This window comes from Xanthomonas sp. 60 (assembly GCF_011761925.1).
The window spans coordinates 790134-808503 of record NZ_JAASQW010000001.1 but is presented as its reverse complement, the minus strand read 5'-3'; the positions used below and the strand labels follow the sequence as shown (position 1 = coordinate 808503).

Here is an 18370-nt window from a genome sequence, read left to right as displayed (position 1 = left end):
CCCCCGAACGAATGGGCCTGACAGGAGGACCTCGATGAGCGACGCCGCTCCGTTGATCCACCCCACCGCTGTGATCGATCCGTCGGCCAGGCTGGCCGACGGCGTCCGCGTGGGAGCGTTCACCCTCATCGGGGCCGATGTGGAGATCGGTGAGAACACCGAGGTCGGCCCCCATTGCAGCATCCAGGGACCGGCCCGCATCGGCCGCGACAACCGTTTCATCGGCCATGCCGCGATCGGTGGCGAGCCGCAGGACAAGAAATACGCCGGCGAGCGCACCGAGGTGGTGCTCGGCGACCGCAACGTGATCCGCGAGTTCGTCACCATCAACCGCGGCACCGCCGGCGGCGGCGGCATCACCACGGTCGGCGATGACAACTGGATGCTGGCCTACACCCACGTGGCGCACGACTGCCACGTCGGCAACCACTGCGTGTTCTCCAACAACACCACGCTGGCCGGGCATGTCACCGTGGGCGACCATGTGATCATCAGTGGCTTCGCCGGCGCGCACCAGTTCTGCCGGATCGGCGCGCACGCCTTCCTGGGCATGGGCGCGCTGACCAACGGTGATGTCCCGCCGTTCACCATGGTCGGCAGCGATTCGCTGGGCCGTCCGCGCGGCATCAACAGCGAAGGGCTCAAGCGCCGCGGCTTCGACGCCGAACGCATCGCCGCGATCAAGCGCGCGTACCGCACGCTGTACGTCGCCGGCCTTCCACTGGCCGAAGCGAAGGTCCAGCTGGCCGAGCAGGCGCGCAGCAGCGAGGACGTGCGCGATCTGCTGCAGTTCATCGAGCAGGCCGAGCGGCCGCTGCTGCGATGACCCCCGACACCCGCCCACTGGCCCAGGTCATCCCGCTGCCGGGCCTGCAGGACGCCCTGCCCCCCGTGCGCGTGGAGACGCGCGCGGTGCGCATCGCACTGGTGGCGGGTGAAGCCTCCGGCGACCTGCTGGGTGCGGGCCTGGTCGGCGAACTGCGACGCCGCTTCCCCAACGCGGAGTTTGCCGGGATCGGCGGCGACAGCATGCGCGGCGCCGGCTGCCAGACCTGGTTCGATGCCAGCGAGCTGGCGGTGATGGGCCTGACCGAAGTGCTGCGCCACCTGCCGCGCCTGCTCAGGCTGCGCAGCGAGTTCCGCGAGCGCGTGCGGGCGTGGCAGCCGGATGTCTTCATCGGCATCGACGCACCGGATTTCAACCTGCCGGTGGAGCGCTGGCTGAAGCAGCGTGGCATCCGCACCGTGCATTACGTGAGCCCGTCGGTCTGGGCCTGGCGCGAGAAGCGTGCCGAGAAGATCGGCGCGAGCGCCGACCTGGTGCTGTGCCTGTTCCCGATGGAACCGCCCATCTATGCACGCCATGGCGTGGATGCCCGCTTTGTCGGGCATCCGATGGCCGATGAGATTCCCGCCCGCGTGGACCGTGAGCAGGCACGCGCGGCACTGGGCCTGCCCGCCAATGCGAAGGTGCTGGCCGTGCTGCCCGGCAGCCGCCTGGGCGAAATCAGCAAGCTCGGCCAGGCCTTCTTCGAGGCGGCCTGGCAGGTGACCGAGCGCCTCCCCGGACTGCACGTGGTGGTGCCTGCGGCCAATGCCGCGTGCCGGGAGATGATCAACGCCCAGCTTTCGGCCTCCGCCCTGCCCGTGGCGCATGCACACGTGCTCGACGGCCAGGCGCGCACGGCCATGATCGCCGCGGACGTGGTGCTGCTGGCGTCCGGCACGGCGACGCTCGAAACCATGCTGGTGAAGCGGCCGATGGTGGTCGGTTACCGCGTGGCCGAACTGACCTACCAGCTGGTCAAGGCGCTGGGTCTGCTCAAGGTGGACCGCTATGCCCTGCCCAACATCCTGGCCGGCAAGGACCTGGCACCGGAGCTGATGCAGCACGACTGCACGCCTGAGAAGCTGGCCGCTGCGATCCTGCAGTGGTTCGACCACCCGCAGATGGTCGCCGACCTCCAGGCCAGCTACGTGCAGCTGCACGGCCTGTTGCGCCGCGATGCCTCGGCGCGTGCGGCCGAGGCGGTGGCGGACCTGCTGGCCCGCGAGGCGGCAGCCGCATGAGCCGGCGCCGGGCCGCTGCGGCGACGCAGGCCCTGTTCGGCGCCCCGGTGGCGGCGGCGGTGCCGCTGCGGGTGGCCGGCGTGGACGAAGCCGGCCGGGGCCCCCTGGCCGGACCGGTCGCGGTGGCGGCGGTGGTGTTCGACCCGGCGCGGCCGCGCATCAACGGCCTGGACGATTCCAAGCAGCTGACCGCGGCACGTCGTGAGCAGCTGCACGACCGGATCATCGCGCGCGCGCTGGCCTGGCACGTAGTGCTCATCGATGCCCGCACGATCGATCGCCTCAACATCTACCAGGCCACCCTGCAGGGGATGCGCGAGGTGGTGGCGGCCGTGGCCCACGCCGCGCAGCTGGCCCGCATCGATGGCAACGTGGTGCCCAAGGGCCTGGCGCTGCCGGGCGAGGCGTTGATCGGCGGCGATGGCCTGGACCGCGCGATCATGGCCGCCTCCATCCTCGCCAAGGTCAGCCGCGACCGCTATATGCAGCAGCTGCACGCGCAGCTGCCGCACTTCGGCTTCGACCAGCACAAGGGCTACGGTACGCCGGCGCACCTGGCCGCGCTGCGCACCCACGGGCCCTGCGATGAACACCGCCGCAGCTTCGCGCCGGTGCGCGCCTGCCTGCAGGTCCCGGCCAACCCTCCGCAGGCGATGGCGCTGGCGCTGTAGCACCATGCGGCGGCGCGCCCGGCAGCGGCCCGCCGACCCGGCGCCCCATTGTCCTGCCGGAGGGGTCCTGCGCGCCTCGTCAAGCCTTGTCCACGCCGTCCCTCGCCGCTACCCTGACGGGGCACTCCAGCGCTCCCTGACCCCGGCGACGATTCCCACGTCTGCACCCGGGGCCGACGCGCTCCAACCTGGTCCGGCATGTCCACTTCCCGTTTCGTCCATCTCCACGTCCACACCGAGTTTTCGCTGGCGGATTCAACCATCCGCGTGCCGGCGAAACCCGAGCAGGCCGATCCGAAGAAGGCCAAGCAGGCCAACCTGCTGTCGCGCTCGGTCGAGCTCGGTCTGCCCGCGCTGGCCGTCACCGACCTGAACAACCTGTTCGCGCTGGTGAAGTTCTACAAGGCCGCCGAAGGCGTGGGCATCAAGCCCATCGCCGGCGCCGACGTCATGATCGCCGAGGACGGCCAGGATCCCTGGCGCATGACCCTGCTCTGCCGCGACCGCGAAGGCTACCTCAGCCTGTCGCGGCTGCTCACGCGCGCCTGGATGGAAGGCCACCGCCCCGAAGGCGGCGTGGCCGTGCACCCGGAATGGCTCAAGGCCGGCTGCCAGAACCTGTTCGCGCTCAGCGGCCGCGAGAGTCTCGCCGGCCGGCTGGCCGCCGCCGGCAAGCACGACCTTGCCGAGCAGCAGCTGGCCGACTGGCAGCGCGTGTTCGGCGATGGCCTGCACCTGGAACTCACCCGCACCGGCCGCGATGGCGAGGAAGCGTTCAACCAGTTCGCCCTTGTGGCGGCCGGCCAGCGTGGCCTGCCGGTGATCGCCAGCAACGATGTGCGCTTCCTGCACGCCACCGATTTCAGCGCGCACGAAGCCCGCGTGTGCATCGCCTCCGGGCGCGTGCTGGATGATCCGAAGCGACCCCGCGATTACAGCGACCAGCAGTACCTGAAATCGGCCGAAGAGATGTGCGCGCTGTTCGCCGACATCCCCGATGCCATCGACAACACGCGGGCGCTGGCCGAGCGCTGCAACATCGAAATGCGCCTGGGCACCTACTTCCTGCCCAACTACCCGGTGCCCGACGACGAGACGCTGGACAGCTGGATCCGCAGCGAGGCGCGCAAGGGACTGGCTGCCCGGCTGGAGAAGAATCCGCTGGCAGCCGGCATGACCGCGCAGGATTACAGCGACCGCCTGGAATTCGAGCTCGACACCATCATCAAGATGGGCTTCCCCGGCTACTTCCTGATCGTGGCCGACTTCATCCAGTGGGGCAAGAACCAGGGCATTCCGATCGGCCCCGGGCGTGGTTCGGGCGCCGGTTCGCTGGTGGCCTGGGCGCTGCAGATCACCGACCTTGATCCGCTGCCCTACAACCTGCTGTTCGAGCGCTTCCTCAACCCCGAACGCGTGTCGATGCCCGACTTCGACATCGACTTCTGCATGGACCGCCGCGACGAAGTCATCGACTACGTGGCGCGCAAGTACGGCCGCGAGCGGGTCAGCCAGATCATCACCTACGGCACCATGGCCGCCAAGGCGGTGGTGCGCGACTGTGGGCGCGTGCTCGGGTTCCCGTACGGCCTGGTCGACAGCGTGGCCAAGCTGATCCCCAACATCCTGGGCATCTCGCTGAAGGATGCGATGGGCGAAGGCAAGGACAGCGAAATGGCCTCGCCGGAGCTGATCCAGCGCTACCAGAGCGAGGACGATGTCCGCGACCTGATCGACCTGGCGCGCCAGCTGGAGGATCTCACCCGCAACGCCGGCAAGCATGCCGGCGGCGTGGTGATCGCACCGGAGCCGCTGGCGGAATTCTGCCCGCTGTTCGCCGAACACGATGAAAACGGCGTCGGCCGCAATCCGGTCACCCAGTTCGACAAGAACGACGTGGAAGAAGTCGGCCTGGTGAAGTTCGACTTCCTCGGCCTGCGCACGCTGACCATCATCGACTGGGCGGTCAAGGCGATCAATGCACGCCATGAGCGTGCAGGCATCCCGCCGGTGGACATCGCCGCGATCCCGCTCGATGACATGCCCACCTACCGCGACATCTTCGCCAACGGCAATACCGGCGCGGTGTTCCAGTTCGAATCCTCGGGCATGCGCCGCCTGCTGAAGGATGCAAAGCCCGATCGCTTCGAAGACCTCATCGCGCTGGTATCGCTGTACCGCCCGGGCCCGATGGACCTCATTCCGTCCTTCGTCGACCGCAAGCACGGGCGCGAGGACGTGGAGTATCCGGATCCGCGCACCGAGCGCATCCTGCGCGACACCTACGGCATCATGGTGTACCAGGAGCAGGTGATGCAGATGGCGCAGATCGTCGGCGGCTACTCGCTGGGCGGCGCCGACCTGCTGCGCCGCGCGATGGGCAAGAAGGTGCCGGCCGAGATGGCCAAGCACCGCGAGATCTTCCGCGAAGGCGCAGCGAAGGACGGTGTGGGCGAGGCCAAGGCCGATGCCATCTTCGACCTGATGGAGAAGTTCGCCGGCTACGGCTTCAACAAATCGCATGCTGCCGCCTATGCGCTGGTGAGCTACCAGACGGCCTGGCTGAAGCGGCACTACCCGGCCGAGTTCATGGCGGCGACCCTGTCCTCGGACATGGACAACACCGAAAAGGTGGTCGGCTTCCTGGACGAGGTGCGCAGCCTCGGGCTGACCGTGCTGCCGCCGAAGGTCAACCAGTCCGCCTTCATGTTCGAAGCGGCCACGCCGGACACCATCCAGTACGGCCTGGGTGCGATCAAGGGTGTCGGCCAGGGCGCCTGCGAGGCCATCGTCGAAGAGCGGCTGCGCAAGGGCCCGTACACCGACCTGCTCGATTTCTGCACGCGCATCGGTTCGGCCAAGCTCAACCGCCGCACGCTGGAGGCGATGATCAACTGCGGCGCGCTGGATGAGCTGGGGCGCAACCGCGCCTCGCTCGCGCTGCAGCTGCCGGAGGTGATCAAGGCCACCGAACAGATGGCCCGCGAGCGTGCCTCCGGGCAGAACTCGCTGTTCGGCGGCCCGGATCCGGATGCGCCGGCCATCCACCTCGAACTGCAGGAAACCGACGAATGGCCGCTGCTGCAGCGCCTGAGCGGTGAGCGCGATACGTTGGGGTTCTACCTCAGCGGGCATCCGTTCGACCCGCACCGCGAAGACGTCCGCGATCTGGTCGGGACCGACCTGGGCGCGGTGGAAAAGATCTGGAGCGCCAACAGCGGGGGTGGCGGTGGCGGCGAGAAGCGCTGGCGCCCGGAAGTACAGACCGTACTCGCCGGCCAGGTGGTCGGGGTGCGGCGCAAGGGCGAAAGCCAGATCTTCATCCAGCTCGAGGATGGCCGCGGCCGCGTGGAGTGCAGTGCGTTCTCCGATGCCATGGCCGAGTTCGGGCACCTGATGACCAAGGACCGCATCCTGGTGGTCAAGGGCGGCCTGCGCGAGGACGAGTTCAATGGCGGATTCGCCCTGCGCATCCGCCAGTGCTGGGATTTCGACGAAGTCTGCGCGGGCTATGCCACGCGGCTGTCGCTGCGCCTGGACCTGCGCCAGCCGCGCCCGGTCTGGGAACGCGTCAACGCCCTGCTCGAGCGCCACCGCCCCGGGCGTACACCGTTGCGCCTGGACCTGCTGATGAACGATGCCGAGGGCGGTATCGCGGGCATGCTCGACGTGGCCGGCGAAAGCGCGGTACGGATCGATTCCCGGCTCATCGAGGCGCTGCGCGCCGACCCCGCCGTGCGCGCGCTGAAGGTCCGCTACAGCCCTCCATGGGCCAACTGAGGCCCCGGCCGCCGTGCCTCCAGACGACGGCGTACGGGGCTTGCGCACGCATTCGGCTAAACTTCCCTCCTTCTTCAGACGACGGTTTCCGATGAATCCGAACTACCTCGACTTCGAGCAACCCATCGCCGACCTGGAAGCCAAGATCCAGGAACTGCGCAGCGCCAGTGCCGGTCCGGCCGTCAATGTCGAAGCCGAGGTGACTGCGCTGCGGGGCAAGCTGCGGCTGCGCACCGCGCAGATCTTCCGCAACCTGACCTCGTGGCAGGTGCTGCAGCTGGCGCGCCATCCTTCGCGCCCGTACACGCAGGATTACCTCGGCCTGATCTGCGACGAGTTCCAGGAGCTGGCCGGCGATCGTGCCTTCGCCGACGACAAGGCGATCATGGGCGGCCTGGCCCGCATCAACGGCCGTGCGGTGATGGTCATCGGCCACCAGAAAGGCCGCGACACCAAGGAAAAGATCCGCCGTAACTTCGGCATGCCCAAGCCGGAGGGTTACCGCAAGGCGCTGCGCCTGATGAAGATGGCCGAGCGCTTCGGGCTGCCGGTGCTCACCCTGATCGACACCGCCGGCGCATGGCCGGGCATCGATGCCGAATCGCGTGGCCAGTCCGAGGCCATCGCGCGCAACCTGATGGAGATGGCCGAGCTGAAGGTGCCGGTGATCTGCACGGTGATCGGCGAAGGCGGCTCCGGCGGCGCGCTGGCGCTGGGTGTCGGTGATCGCACGATCATGCTCGAGTACAGCGTGTATTCGACCATCAGTCCGGAAGGCTGCGCGTCAATCCTGTGGAAGGACGCTGCCAAGTCCAAGGATGCGGCCGAACAGCTCGGCCTGACCGCGCCGCGGCTGAAGAGCCTGGGCCTGGTCGACAAGGTGGTCCGCGAACCCACCGGCGGTGCGCACCGCAACCCGGTACAGATGGCCAAGCGCCTGAAGGCCGTGCTGATGAACGAACTGGACGCGCTGGAAACCCTGCCGGTGGATGCGCTGCTGGCCCAGCGTTACGCGCGCCTGCGCAGCTACGGCACCTACGAAACCGCCTGATGGGACTGGCCGGGCACCTGCCCGGCGCGCCCGACCCCACGCAGCCCGGGCACTGCCCGGCGCCGCGTGGCGCTGTTCAGAACGGCTTGGCCAGCACCAGCCAGACGATCGGAATGAACGCCAGCAGCGGGATCTCGTTGATCCAGCGCAGCGCACGCGAGGACGGCAGCGCCCTGCCCTTCGCCACGCCCTTCAGCAGGCGCCCGATCCAGATGAAATAGGCCAGCAGCACGACCACCAGGCCGAGCTTGGCGTGCAGCCATCCCGCTGCGCCCGGCGCCACCATCGTGGGGAAGTCCGGGATCAGCCGGTACCCGAGCCACAGCACCAGCCCGAGCACGAAGGCCAGCCCGAACATCACATGCCCGAAGCGGTACAGGCGCATGCCCATCAGCTGCAGCCGTTTGCCCACGGCAACCTCGCCCGCGCTCTCGGCGATGTTCACCAGGATGCGCGGCAGGTAGAACACCGCCGCCATCCAGGCCACCACGAACACCAGGTGGAAGGTCTTGATCCAGAAGTACGACTGCATGCGCTCGCTCCGGTGGCTGGCGTAGGATGAGCACCATTTTCACCGATGCGCAGACCCACGTACATGGACAAGACCTACGACGCCGCCTACTTCCAGCGCTGGTACCGGCGGGCCGACATCGGCGGCCGCGCGCGCCTGGCGCGCAAGGTCGCACTGGCCGTGGCCACGGCGGAGTACTACCTGGAGCGTCCGGTGCGCAGCGTGCTGGACATCGGCTGCGGCGAAGGGGCGTGGCGCGCGCCGCTGCTGAAACTGCGGCCCAGGCTGCAGTACATCGGCTTTGACAGCAGCGAGTACGCGGTGAGCCGATATGGCCGCACGCGCAACCTGCACCCTGCCACCTTCGGCGATTTCGCCTGGCTTCGTCCCTGCGCGCCGGTGGACCTGCTGATCTGTTCGGACGTCATGCACTACGTGCCCGACCGCGAACTGCGTGCCGGGCTGGCCGGGATCGGTGAGCTGACCGCAGGCGTTGCGTTCCTCGAAACGTTCGCCGCCGAGGACGCGTTCGAAGGTGACCACGAAGGCTTCCAGGCCCGTCCAGCGCGCTGGTACCAGCGTGAACTCAAACGGCACGGGCTGGTGCCGGCCGGTTCGCATTGCTGGCTGGGTGCGGCGCTGGCGGCGGAGGCCGCAGCGCTGGAAGCGCGCTGAACGACACGCAGATGGCCCGGCGGCGTTGCATTCAGGGGCCGCCTGCGGCCCATTAATATGCCCGCGGGCGGGATGGAGTATGCTGCGCGGCAACATATGACCATACATATTGGCTCATCATGCTCTATCAGCTGCACGAACTGACCCGCAACCTGCTGGCCCCCTGGGTCCACCAGGCCCAGGCCAACGCCCACTTCTTCACCAACGCCAACCACTGGTGGTCGCAGATGCCGGGCGCTGACCGTCTGGCGGCGGTGAACGAGCTGTTCCACCGCATCGGCAAGGATTACGAGAAGCCGGAGTGGGGCATCAACGAGATCGAAGTTGACGGCGAGCGCGTGCCGATCGTGGTGCACGAAGAAGTCAGCAAGCCGTTCTGCAAGTTGCTGCGTTTCAAGCGCCACAGCAATGAAGCCGACCAGCTGCATACCATGCTCAACCAGCCGTTCGTGCTGGTAGTGGCGCCGCTGTCCGGCCACCACGCCACGCTGCTGCGCGACACCGTGCGCACGCTGCTGCGCGACCACCGCGTGTATGTCACCGACTGGGTCGATGCACGCATGGTGCCGGGCAGCGAAGGCGAGTTCGGCCTGGACGATTACGTGGCCTACATCCAGGAGTTCATCCGCCACCTCGGCGTTGAACGCCTGCACGTGGTCAGCGTGTGCCAACCCACGGTGCCGGTGCTTGCCGCCGTAGCGCTGATGGCGGGCCGTGGTGAACCCACGCCGCGCTCGCTGGTGATGATGGGCGGGCCGATCGACGCGCGCTGCAGCCCGACGGCGGTGAACAACCTGGCCACGCAGAACCCGTTGTCGTGGTTCGAGAACAATGTCATCCAGACCGTCCCCGCCGGTTACCCCGGCGCCGGCCGCCGTGTGTATCCGGGCTTCCTGCAGCACGCCGGCTTCCTGTCGATGAACCCCAGCCGCCATTTCAGCTCGCACTGGGATTTCTACGCGGACCTGGTCAAGGGCGATCTCGAGGACGCCGACGCGCACCGTCGTTTCTACGATGAGTACAACGCCGTGCTCGACATGCCGGCGCGGTACTACCTGGACACCATCCAGGTCGTCTTCCAGGATTTCCTGCTGCCCCGCGGCGAGTGGTATATCAAGGGCGAGAAAGTAGACCCTTCGGCCATCCGCGATACCGCCCTGCTGAGCATTGAAGGCGAGCTCGACGACATCGCCGGACTCGGCCAGACCGAGGCGGCGCAGGCGCTGTGCACGGGCATTCCGGCCGCGCGCCGCGAGCATTTCATCGTGGAAGGTGCCGGCCACTACGGCATCTTCAGCGGCCGTCGCTGGCGCGAAGTGGTGTACCCGAAGGTCCGCGACTTCTGCGCGGCGCACGTGGACGCCACCCCGGCCGCGGTGAAAGCGAAGAAGAAAAGCAACGTGACGCCCTTGCGGCGCAAGGCCAGCTAGGCCTGCGCACCGCGCGGCACCCGCCCGTCATGGAGGGTGCTCACCGATCGCCGACGCCGCCGCGCCTTCAGCGCTGAACGGCGGGAGTGGAGCGCGGCCCCAACCCCAGCACTGTTGCGGCGAATACTTTTACTACGTGATGTCTCAGCAGTATCGTGAAGCCAATGCAGATCATGATCGAGACAAGCACCTCCCACGCCGCAGCAGTGCCCGTCACAACACGAACGGGCATGGCGAAGGGCATGGTGGGAGGCAAATAGGACAGCGTGAACATCACAGCGTTGTCCGGCTCTTTTGCACCTCCGAGGCAGAGGAGAAGGCATGTCATGGGCACTAGTATCAAGGTGTTGCGGATCGGCGACGTGGCACTGGGTAACAACGCAGCAATCCATGCGAAACCAACGTTCCAGAAAGCAAGGCCAGCCAAGCCACTCAGCAGTGCAGCAAGGACTTCCCGCCATGCATGCAGTACATCAAGCAACTGAGCTTCGGTGAGGATTCCAAGGAGAAGTGACGCGACACCGCCGTACAGCGTGTAGACAAGCATGGTCTTGACACCGTGCAGTGACGCAGCAATCAACTTGCCATCAATCCAGATGGAGGCCGATATGGTCGAAAGAACGATCTCGCTGATCTTGTCAAACTTCTCGGCAGCGATTCCCTGCAGGATAATCGACTGCGATGAGATGATCCCGAGAATGCTGAGCACCATGACACAGATGGCTGCAGCGTAAATGACTTGCTGGCCGTTTCCTGTACTTCCAGTCAACGGCGTTGACAAGATTTGCGGGGGTGCGGACAGCACCTGCAGATCCGCAGCCGAGAGATCCAGGCGCTTTGCTGCAGATACCCGATGCAACGGTGCGAAACTCTCGGCAAGCGCCTCCTGCCAATAAACGCGACCCTTGGTATAAAGACGATAATGATTCGGTGACTCTTGGACCAGCAGTCCATCTACGCTGCCCTGCTCAATGCGCTGCAACGACCGCACGCGGGAACCGGGCGCTGCGGCGACGAAATTGAACCGCCCGGAAACAGCCTCCGGCAACACAGCTGGCGCGTCCGATTCAATAATGATCGCCAGGCTGACAGGGGCCGACAGCTTGATCAACGCATCGCCACCGAAGCGGATGAGCGCGATCAGAAGGAGAATGGCGATGCTGATCAACTCGCCTTTCGGATCCAGAAATCTCCGGAATTCGAAAACGGCTACATCAAGAACGCGGCGATCCATCTGGGCCCTCTTCAAAGTGGGTAGACAGTGATCGGACGTAGGTCCGATGGAGATCGGGCCTTGAAAACTCAAGATCGATCACCCCGTCCGTCGCCGCCAACATGGAAAGGCAGCGTGTAAATTCGCCGAGGGTCATTGCAGCAAACGTGATAAGCACCTGATTACCATCGGGGTCGCCTATCTGATGAGGAGGAAGCATGTCCAACACAAGCGGCACCCCGGGCCGGACGTGTACGCGAATGGTCCTCTCTGCGGCATCCCCGATCCGAGAGCTTGACCTGCCAAACGCCTGCATATCGACGAGACGACCTGCTCGCATCAACATAACTGTGTCAGCTAAGCGCTCTATTAGACCGAGTTGATGTGCGGAGATAAGGATCGCCGCGCCATTGACCGCCTGCTCCCGCAGAACTCCGGATACAAGATCCTGGCTGACTGGATCCAGGCCGGAGAAAGGTTCGTCAAGCACTATCAGCTTAGGCGCATGCATGAGGCAGGCTGCCAACTGGACTTTTTGTTGATTCCCTTTAGATAGCTGCCTCACCAGCGAACGCCGCTTCGAGCCAAGACCAAAGCGAGAAATCCAGCCATCCACCGCAGACGGAATGGCGGCTTTCTGCATTTTTCGCAGGCGTGCCCAGTAGCGCAACAGGGGCTCCACCTCCAATGATTGGTAGAGGCCGCACTGTTCAGGCAAAAATGCACGCAACTCTGCAGGCATCGCTTCGTGCAATTCACGGCCGTCCCAAAGAATTTGCCCCGCATCGGGATACAGAAGGCCCGAGATCAAGCGAAACGCAGTGGATTTCCCTGCGCCATTAGGACCAATGACTGCGGCGACGGTGCCAGCCTCAACCTTCATTGAGACACTTTCAACAGCGACCATGTCGCCGTAGCGTTTTGTAACACCTCTTAGTTCAAGCACCTACGCCTTCCTGTTCGAGTTCCGTACGAGCGCCTCTAGTTCCTCGGTCCGCAGCCTTCGCCATCCTCGCAGGAATGCGGAGTCTCCCCTGCCCACAGCTGCCCAGACCGCAATGGCCTCATCACTTCCTGACGCAGATTTTGCCAGCGCGTCGAAAGCGGCGAGCCTCACCCGATCAAGGCGATGACATTTGGAAATCGTGCGCAGAGCATCCAGCGCCTTCTCGTTGCCAAGGCCTGCAGCGGCATTGAAAAGTGCCACAGCTGAAGATCGATTCAACAACCCGGATATTTTTCCTGTTGTGATGTCAAAAGCGTACTGATCCATCACCGCTTCACGAAACGAGTTCTCCATTATGTTCAGCGACACAGAGAACGACTGCGCCGGCAACTGATTGTGGACATCCAGAAAGGCTCTATAAAGCAATACTTTATTTCGCTCAAGATTACTATTTTCCACAAACCTTAGCGAGACATTTTCACCAGGCACCCCATCACACGAATCATAACTGTACTCGTAGTAATCGCTGGCATACCCAGGCCCGTGATACCCAACGGTGAGGAAGTTGAAATTATGATCATGTGGCTTGTGATAGAAAATGGGTCCGTTCCGCTAGTTTTTACGACCTGATCTGCCAACTTCTCGAATGGTCGTGATCTTCCGCTATCCAAGTTGACACCGATGACAATCTTGACCCCGCCATTCCTGATGCGAGCCTGTCGCAAAATCGATTGCACTCCCTTGAAAGGTCAAATAAGTCAGCCTGCAAATCATGACTATCACAAATATCAAGAACTTTTTCCGGGTTTCTCATAGCATCCTGCTCAAGCCAGAAGGTGCCGGCGCATCGCAAGAATGCGCCGGCAGGTTCAACTGATCGATTGATTTATCAATATCCCAAGAAGTACGCCCACCGCGTAGCATCCCGGGCCCGCAACTTCTTCGATGGGGCGAGATCCACAAATTGCTACATCGCAGGAGATCGATGGAATATCATTTACGCTGATCATTTAAACGAAATTCCCTTTCAAGTTAGAGTATGGCAATAATGATCATGACCGCAGTTGTAACCGGCTCCAAAACTGAGTCAATTTGAGAGCACCCACAAAGCCAGACTTCGAAACTCAAAACGGGAATAGCCGCTACATCCACTGTTACCATTTGACACTTCTTTCTTTTTGCGGTGGCATGGCGTAATCCAGCCATCGCCCCCTTCTCCGTGCGGCTGATCGCAGCACGCCTGAATGGGAGCATTATGTCGCCGCGCATGCTTCCAGATTCCGCGCATTTTAGGTATTTCGGCCTCATTGTCGATGCGGACGGGCGAGCCCCACCGTTCGCGCGGGTTTTTCCAGCCTGCTGGAAGAAGATGAGTAATCCCCCGCTTCTGGCAGCCGCCAGCAGCGGAACCAAGCGGCCAATGCAGGCTGGTTTCAATTTGCAGGCGCAGCACCTGGATTGAACTTTACGAAAGCCTCTCCCAGCGATCGATTCGTGCGTCATGGAAGTGTCCCTTCAAGAACGGAATAGGCGAAAGCACGGGTGTCGCGCCAGGCCTGCGCCCACCGCGCCCGTACGGCTCGTCCCTGCGGAGTGATGTGATAGCAGCGCCGGGGTGGACCGCTGCTGGAGGGCTCCACGTGGCTCTCCAGCAGGCCGGCCACCTCCAGGCTGCGCACTACCGGGTACAGCGCGCTGCTTGCCGCTCCGCACGCCTTCGGTCCCCGCTCCAGCTGCCTGGCGAGCAGTGCCAGCGAATCCGTGCCTGCGGTGGGCTCCGTTGAAGTGAACATCAGTGCGACGTCCGGTAGGGTGCCTTGGCGATGGCCGGGGCCGTCGCGCAGAATCGAGGTCCCACCGCGCACCCGGACCGCCCATGTCTCGTTCCCACCTTCTCGCCGCCGCGCTCGCCATGGCCTGCACGTTGCCCACGGCCGGGCTGGCCGCCGCGCCCTACCGCAGCCCGCAGCAGATTCTCGAGGCGGCGCCGGACAGTGACTGGCGCACCCCTGATCCGGCCAACCTGCTGTACATGGACCTGCCCGGCGGCCGGGTGATCCTGGAACTGGCGCCGCAGTTCGCACCGCGCCACGTGGCCAACATCCGCACCCTCGCCGAGGGCCACTTCTGGGACGGCACCGCGGTCTACCGCGCGCAGGACAACTTCGTGGTGCAGTTCGGTGACCCCGAGGCCGAGGACGCAACGAAGGCGCGGTCATTCGGAAAAGCGGCGCGGACGCTGCCCAAGGAGTTCGAACGTGCCGCGCAGGGGCTGGCCATCACGCCCCTGCCCGACCGCGATGGCTGGGCCGCGCGCACCGGATTTGTCGATGGGTTCGCTGTCGGGGAGGATCCTGCGGCCGGCACGGCATGGCTGGCGCACTGCTATGGCGCGCTGGGCGCGGGCCGCAACAACGAAGAAGACAGCAGCACCGGTGCCGAGCTCTATGTCGTGACGGGGCAATCGCCGCGCCAGCTTGACCGCAACATCACCCTGGTCGGGCGCGTGCTCAAGGGCATGGAACTGCTCAGCGCACTGCCGCGTGGCCCTGCCCCGATGGGGTTCTACGCCGACCCCTCGCAGCGCACGCCGATCATCTCGATCCGCCGCGCCAGCGAGGTGCCCGCCGCCGAGCGCACGCCGATCCAGGTGCTGCGCACCGATTCGAAGACCTTCGCCGCCACGGTGGAAGCACGCCGCAACCGCGTGGATGACTTCTACAAACGTGCCGCGGGGCATATCGATCTGTGCAACATCCCCGTACCGGTGCGCTGAACGCGGCGCACCGCCCTCACCCGCCCTTTTCCCGGTGCTGGCTAGGCTGCAGGCCTGTTCCCAACAAGGTGGCTCCCCATGGCAATTCTGCGTCTGCGCATCACCGGCAGCGATGATCAGGTCAACCAGATCCGCGCCACGCTCTACGACATCGATGGCATCGAACACGTTGAAGAAACCGACGACCTGATGCCGCACATGGACGATGACGATTCCAGCTCGGCGGGGCTGTCCGATGACATTGGTCCCGGCACCACCGAGCTGGAGGTGGAGGTCGGCAACGAGCACACCGAACAGCGCGTGCGTGATGCCGTCGAACTGCTCGCGCGCGAGCTGGACGTGCTCGTGGAATATGAGACTGACGAAGGCTGAGCCCTCTCCCGACGCCGGGCTCAGCGCGGCGTCGGGGTTCTCAGAGGTGCGGCCGGGCAGCGTCCGGCACTACGGCCCGGCGCTACGGGATGCGGTTGCGGGCGCGGCTGCGGCGCCGCCAGAGCAGCAGCAACCCTGTGATCAGACCACCGACCACCGCCACCGGCAGCAGGGCCGCCACGGCCTTGATCACGAACGCCACGCTTTCGGTGAATACCCCGCCGAAACCCCGCAACGCCTCGCTGATCTCGTTGCGGCCCGATTGCCCGGCCGGCGTCTGCAGCAGGACCGTGACACGCTGGGTATCGATGCGCCGCCGCTGCGTGGCCGCCTCGCGGTCAGCCTGCTCCAGTCCGGCTTCGATCTCGGCCAGCCGCTGCGACACCGCCAGCAGGTCGGCGACCGTCAGTCCGGGCCGCTGCTGGTACTCGGCCAGTTTTTCATGCTCTTTGCCAAGCCGTGCCCGGGTCATGCCCGTGTCCGCGACCTGCTGCGCCAGATCCTCGGCGTGGGCGTTGCGCGAGGCCAGATGGCCTGCCTCGCCCGCCAGCGCGATGAACGGGGTGACGCCCTTCGGAGCGATCCTCACCTGCAGCGAAGCCGACGGCAGCTCGCCGCCCTCCTGACCCACCTGCAGGACCACGCATTCGCCGAAACGGCTGCTCTGGCAGGCTTCGGTCAACGCTTCCAGCCGACCGGCGATGCGAGCGCCGTCCAGCTCCACGCGTACCTCGTGCTCATAGGCCAGTGCGGCACCCGGCGGTGAGGCCAGGGCGGCCGTGCCCCCCACAGCGGGGTCGGCCGCCGTGTTCTGCCCTGCGCAGCCCGCCGAGCCCAGCAACACCAGCGCGGCGGACAGGCCCGCGCAGCGTTGACGCCATCGGTGGCTCATGCCCCGGCATCCTCGAGGCCGCCGCACGGGCAGCTTCGTTCGTGATGCATGTTTTACCTCCATCCGTGAATGCGACGATGGTAATCCTTTGGCACGCAGACAGGGCGCCAGGCCCGCCCTATCCTTGGCGATTGCCCCAAAACAGGATTGCCGATGCGCCCGCATCTTCTCGCCCTCGCCCTGGTCGCCGCGCTCGCCGGCTGCCAGCAGGCTGAAACGCCCAATACCTCCTCCGCTACGCCGGCGGCCGAAACCGCGGGCAATGCCGCCGTTGACGCGGAATTCGCCGCCCTCTCCAAGCGGGCCCTGGACACGTGGATGCAGCAGTCGCCCGTGGGCGCCACGCAGATCGGGGATCACCGCTTCGACAGCGAGATCGATGACCTGAGCGCGGCGGGCCAGCAGAAGACCCTCACGGCCTATAAAGCACTGCTGGCCGACCTGGACAGGATCGAGGTTGCCAAGCTCGGCCGCGAGAACCAGGTGGACGCGGCGATCCTGCGCAACCAGCTGCAGTCCGACATCTGGAACGCCGAAGTCCTGCAGTCCGCCAAGTGGGACCCGCAGATGTACAACGGACTGGCCGGCAGCGCGATCTACGGTCTGATGGCGCGCGAGTTCGCACCGCTGCCGCAGCGCCTGAAGTCGGCCACCGACCGGATGGAGAAGATCCCGGCGATCTTCGCCCAGGCCCGCGAGAACCTGGATCCGGCGCGCGTGCCGAAGATCCATGCTGAAACCGTGGCCAAGCAGAACCGCGGCATCCTGAGCATCGTGGACACCTTCATCACCCCCAACATCGGGCAGCTGCCGGACGCCGAGCAGCAGCGCCTGCAGGCCGCCATCGATGGCCTGAAGAAGGCCGTGGACGAACAGCAGGCGTGGCTCGATGGCACGCTGGTGCCCAATGCCAAGGGTGAGTTCCGGGTGGGCGCGGCGCTGTACGACCAGAAGCTCAAGTTCGCCCTCAATTCGTCGCTGTCGCGGCAGGAAATCGGCGAGCGTGCGCGCGCCGAGCTCAAGCGCGTACGCCAGGACATGTACGGCATCGCACAGACCGTGCTGAAGGACAAGCCGGGCGCCCCGGAAATGCCGGCCCAGCCGACCGACGAGCAGCAGCAGAAGGCGATCGAGGCCGCCCTGGAGCTGGCCTACGCGGACAAGCCGGCGCGCGACAAGGTCGTGGACGATGCCAAGGCCGCGCTCGACCAGTCCACCGCGTTCGTGCGCGAGCACGATCTGATGACCCTGCCGGACGCGCCGGTGGACATCATCCTGATGCCGGAATTCCAGCGCGGCGTTGCCGTGGCCTACTGCGATTCACCGGGCCCGCTCGACAAGAACCTGAAGACGTTCTACGCCGTCTCGCCGATTCCCGACGACTGGAACGACAAGCAGGTTGATTCGTTCCTGCGCGAATACAACTCGCGCATGATCCACCTGCTGAGCATCCACGAGGGCACGCCGGGCCACTACCTGGAAGGCTGGCACTCGGCGAAGTTCCCCTCCACGCTGCGTGCGGTGCTGCGCTCGGGCCTGTTCGCCGAAGGCTGGGCGGTCTACACCGAACGGATGATGCAGGAGCAGGGCTACCTGGACAACGATCCGCTGTTCCATCTGGTGCAGCTGAAGTTCTACCTGCGCACCATCTCCAATGCCATCCTCGACCAGGGCGTGCACGTGGACAACTGGACGCGCGAGCAGGCCATGCACCTGATGACCCACGATGCGTTCCAGCAGGAGAGCGAAGCGGCCGGCAAGTGGGTGCGTGCGCAGTTGACCTCGGCGCAGCTGCCGACCTACTTCGTCGGCGCGCAGGAGCATTTCGACTCGCGCAAGGCCGTGCAGGAAAAGCAGGGCGCGAACTTCAACCTGAAGGCGTACCACGACCAGATGCTGTCCTACGGCGCACCGCCGGTGCGCTTCGCACGACAGCTGATGCTGGACCAGCCCATCGAGTAAGCGTCATCGCAGAGCCGGGTC

The 18370-nt window shown here is 65.4% G+C and carries 17 protein-coding genes; 10 read left to right on the top strand and 7 right to left on the bottom strand.

Features of this window, described 5'->3' with window-relative positions; all coding sequences use genetic code 11:
- Positions 1–34 precede the first annotated feature (34 nt).
- The 5 genes from lpxA (at position 35) to FHY09_RS03640 (ending at position 7572) form a co-directional block, all read left to right on the top strand.
- Positions 35–826 carry an acyl-ACP--UDP-N-acetylglucosamine O-acyltransferase gene (lpxA, locus tag FHY09_RS03660; protein ID WP_166924205.1) on the top strand — a complete coding sequence of 264 codons (792 nt, stop codon included), beginning with the start codon at positions 35–37 and terminating at the stop codon, positions 824–826.
- Positions 823–2070: a lipid-A-disaccharide synthase gene (lpxB, locus tag FHY09_RS03655; protein WP_166924203.1), complete on the top strand. Its 1248-nt coding sequence runs from the start codon at positions 823–825 to the stop codon at positions 2068–2070. Before lpxA ends, lpxB begins: the two co-directional genes overlap by 4 nt.
- Positions 2067–2741: a ribonuclease HII gene (locus tag FHY09_RS03650; protein ID WP_166924201.1), complete on the top strand. Its 675-nt coding sequence runs from the start codon at positions 2067–2069 to the stop codon at positions 2739–2741. The genes lpxB and FHY09_RS03650 overlap by 4 nt, the downstream gene beginning before the upstream one ends.
- A 198-nt stretch (positions 2742–2939) precedes the next feature.
- The gene (gene dnaE, locus FHY09_RS03645; RefSeq protein ID WP_166924199.1) at positions 2940–6521 is read left to right on the top strand and encodes a DNA polymerase III subunit alpha; all 3582 of its coding nucleotides are present in this window, start codon (positions 2940–2942) and stop codon (positions 6519–6521) included.
- 91 nt (positions 6522–6612) lie between these two features.
- Complete coding sequence (locus FHY09_RS03640; protein WP_166924197.1) at positions 6613–7572, top strand: acetyl-CoA carboxylase carboxyltransferase subunit alpha; 960 nt, start codon at positions 6613–6615, stop codon at positions 7570–7572.
- Positions 7573–7648: 76 nt separating this feature from the next.
- On the opposite strand, the gene FHY09_RS03635 is transcribed toward FHY09_RS03640, so the two are convergent.
- Positions 7649–8104, bottom strand: a complete 456-nt coding sequence (locus FHY09_RS03635; protein ID WP_166924195.1) for a CopD family protein — start codon at positions 8102–8104, stop codon at positions 7649–7651.
- A 63-nt stretch (positions 8105–8167) separates the two neighbouring features.
- Between FHY09_RS03635 and FHY09_RS03630 the strand changes: the two genes are divergently transcribed.
- Entirely contained in the window at positions 8168–8758 is a 591-nt protein-coding gene (locus tag FHY09_RS03630; protein WP_166924394.1) for a class I SAM-dependent methyltransferase, read from the top strand.
- Positions 8759–8877: 119 nt separating this feature from the next.
- Positions 8878–10188, top strand: coding sequence for a polyhydroxyalkanoate depolymerase (locus FHY09_RS03625; RefSeq protein ID WP_166924193.1), 1311 nt, complete (start codon positions 8878–8880; stop codon positions 10186–10188).
- A gap of 67 nt (positions 10189–10255) precedes the next feature.
- Here the strand turns inward: FHY09_RS03625 and FHY09_RS03620 are convergent, their stop codons facing one another.
- The 5 genes from FHY09_RS03620 to FHY09_RS03600 form a co-directional block, all read right to left on the bottom strand.
- Entirely contained in the window at positions 10256–11422 is a 1167-nt protein-coding gene (locus FHY09_RS03620) for an ABC transporter permease (protein ID WP_166924191.1), read from the bottom strand.
- On the bottom strand, positions 11403–12347 hold the full coding sequence (locus FHY09_RS03615) for an ATP-binding cassette domain-containing protein (protein ID WP_166924189.1): 945 nt from the start codon (positions 12345–12347) through the stop codon (positions 11403–11405). Before FHY09_RS03615 ends, FHY09_RS03620 begins: the two co-directional genes overlap by 20 nt.
- Positions 12348–12806 (bottom strand): hypothetical protein, encoded by a 459-nt coding sequence (locus tag FHY09_RS03610; RefSeq protein ID WP_166924187.1) that lies wholly within the window; start codon positions 12804–12806, stop codon positions 12348–12350.
- Positions 12807–13434: 628 nt separating this feature from the next.
- Positions 13435–13800: a hypothetical protein gene (locus FHY09_RS03605; protein WP_166924185.1), complete on the bottom strand. Its 366-nt coding sequence runs from the start codon at positions 13798–13800 to the stop codon at positions 13435–13437.
- A 46-nt stretch (positions 13801–13846) separates the two neighbouring features.
- Positions 13847–14140: a PadR family transcriptional regulator gene (locus FHY09_RS03600; protein WP_166924183.1), complete on the bottom strand. Its 294-nt coding sequence runs from the start codon at positions 14138–14140 to the stop codon at positions 13847–13849.
- A gap of 83 nt (positions 14141–14223) precedes the next feature.
- On the opposite strand from FHY09_RS03600, the gene FHY09_RS03595 reads away from it, so the two are divergent.
- Complete coding sequence (locus FHY09_RS03595; protein WP_166924181.1) at positions 14224–15123, top strand: peptidylprolyl isomerase; 900 nt, start codon at positions 14224–14226, stop codon at positions 15121–15123.
- A 78-nt stretch (positions 15124–15201) separates the two neighbouring features.
- Positions 15202–15495, top strand: a complete 294-nt coding sequence (locus tag FHY09_RS03590; protein WP_166924179.1) for a hypothetical protein — start codon at positions 15202–15204, stop codon at positions 15493–15495.
- A gap of 82 nt (positions 15496–15577) precedes the next feature.
- On the opposite strand, the gene FHY09_RS03585 is transcribed toward FHY09_RS03590, so the two are convergent.
- Positions 15578–16387, bottom strand: coding sequence for a DUF4349 domain-containing protein (locus tag FHY09_RS03585; protein ID WP_166924177.1), 810 nt, complete (start codon positions 16385–16387; stop codon positions 15578–15580).
- A gap of 153 nt (positions 16388–16540) precedes the next feature.
- Between FHY09_RS03585 and FHY09_RS03580 the strand changes: the two genes are divergently transcribed.
- Positions 16541–18349, top strand: coding sequence for a DUF885 domain-containing protein (locus FHY09_RS03580; RefSeq protein ID WP_166924175.1), 1809 nt, complete (start codon positions 16541–16543; stop codon positions 18347–18349).
- Positions 18350–18370 lie beyond the last annotated feature (21 nt).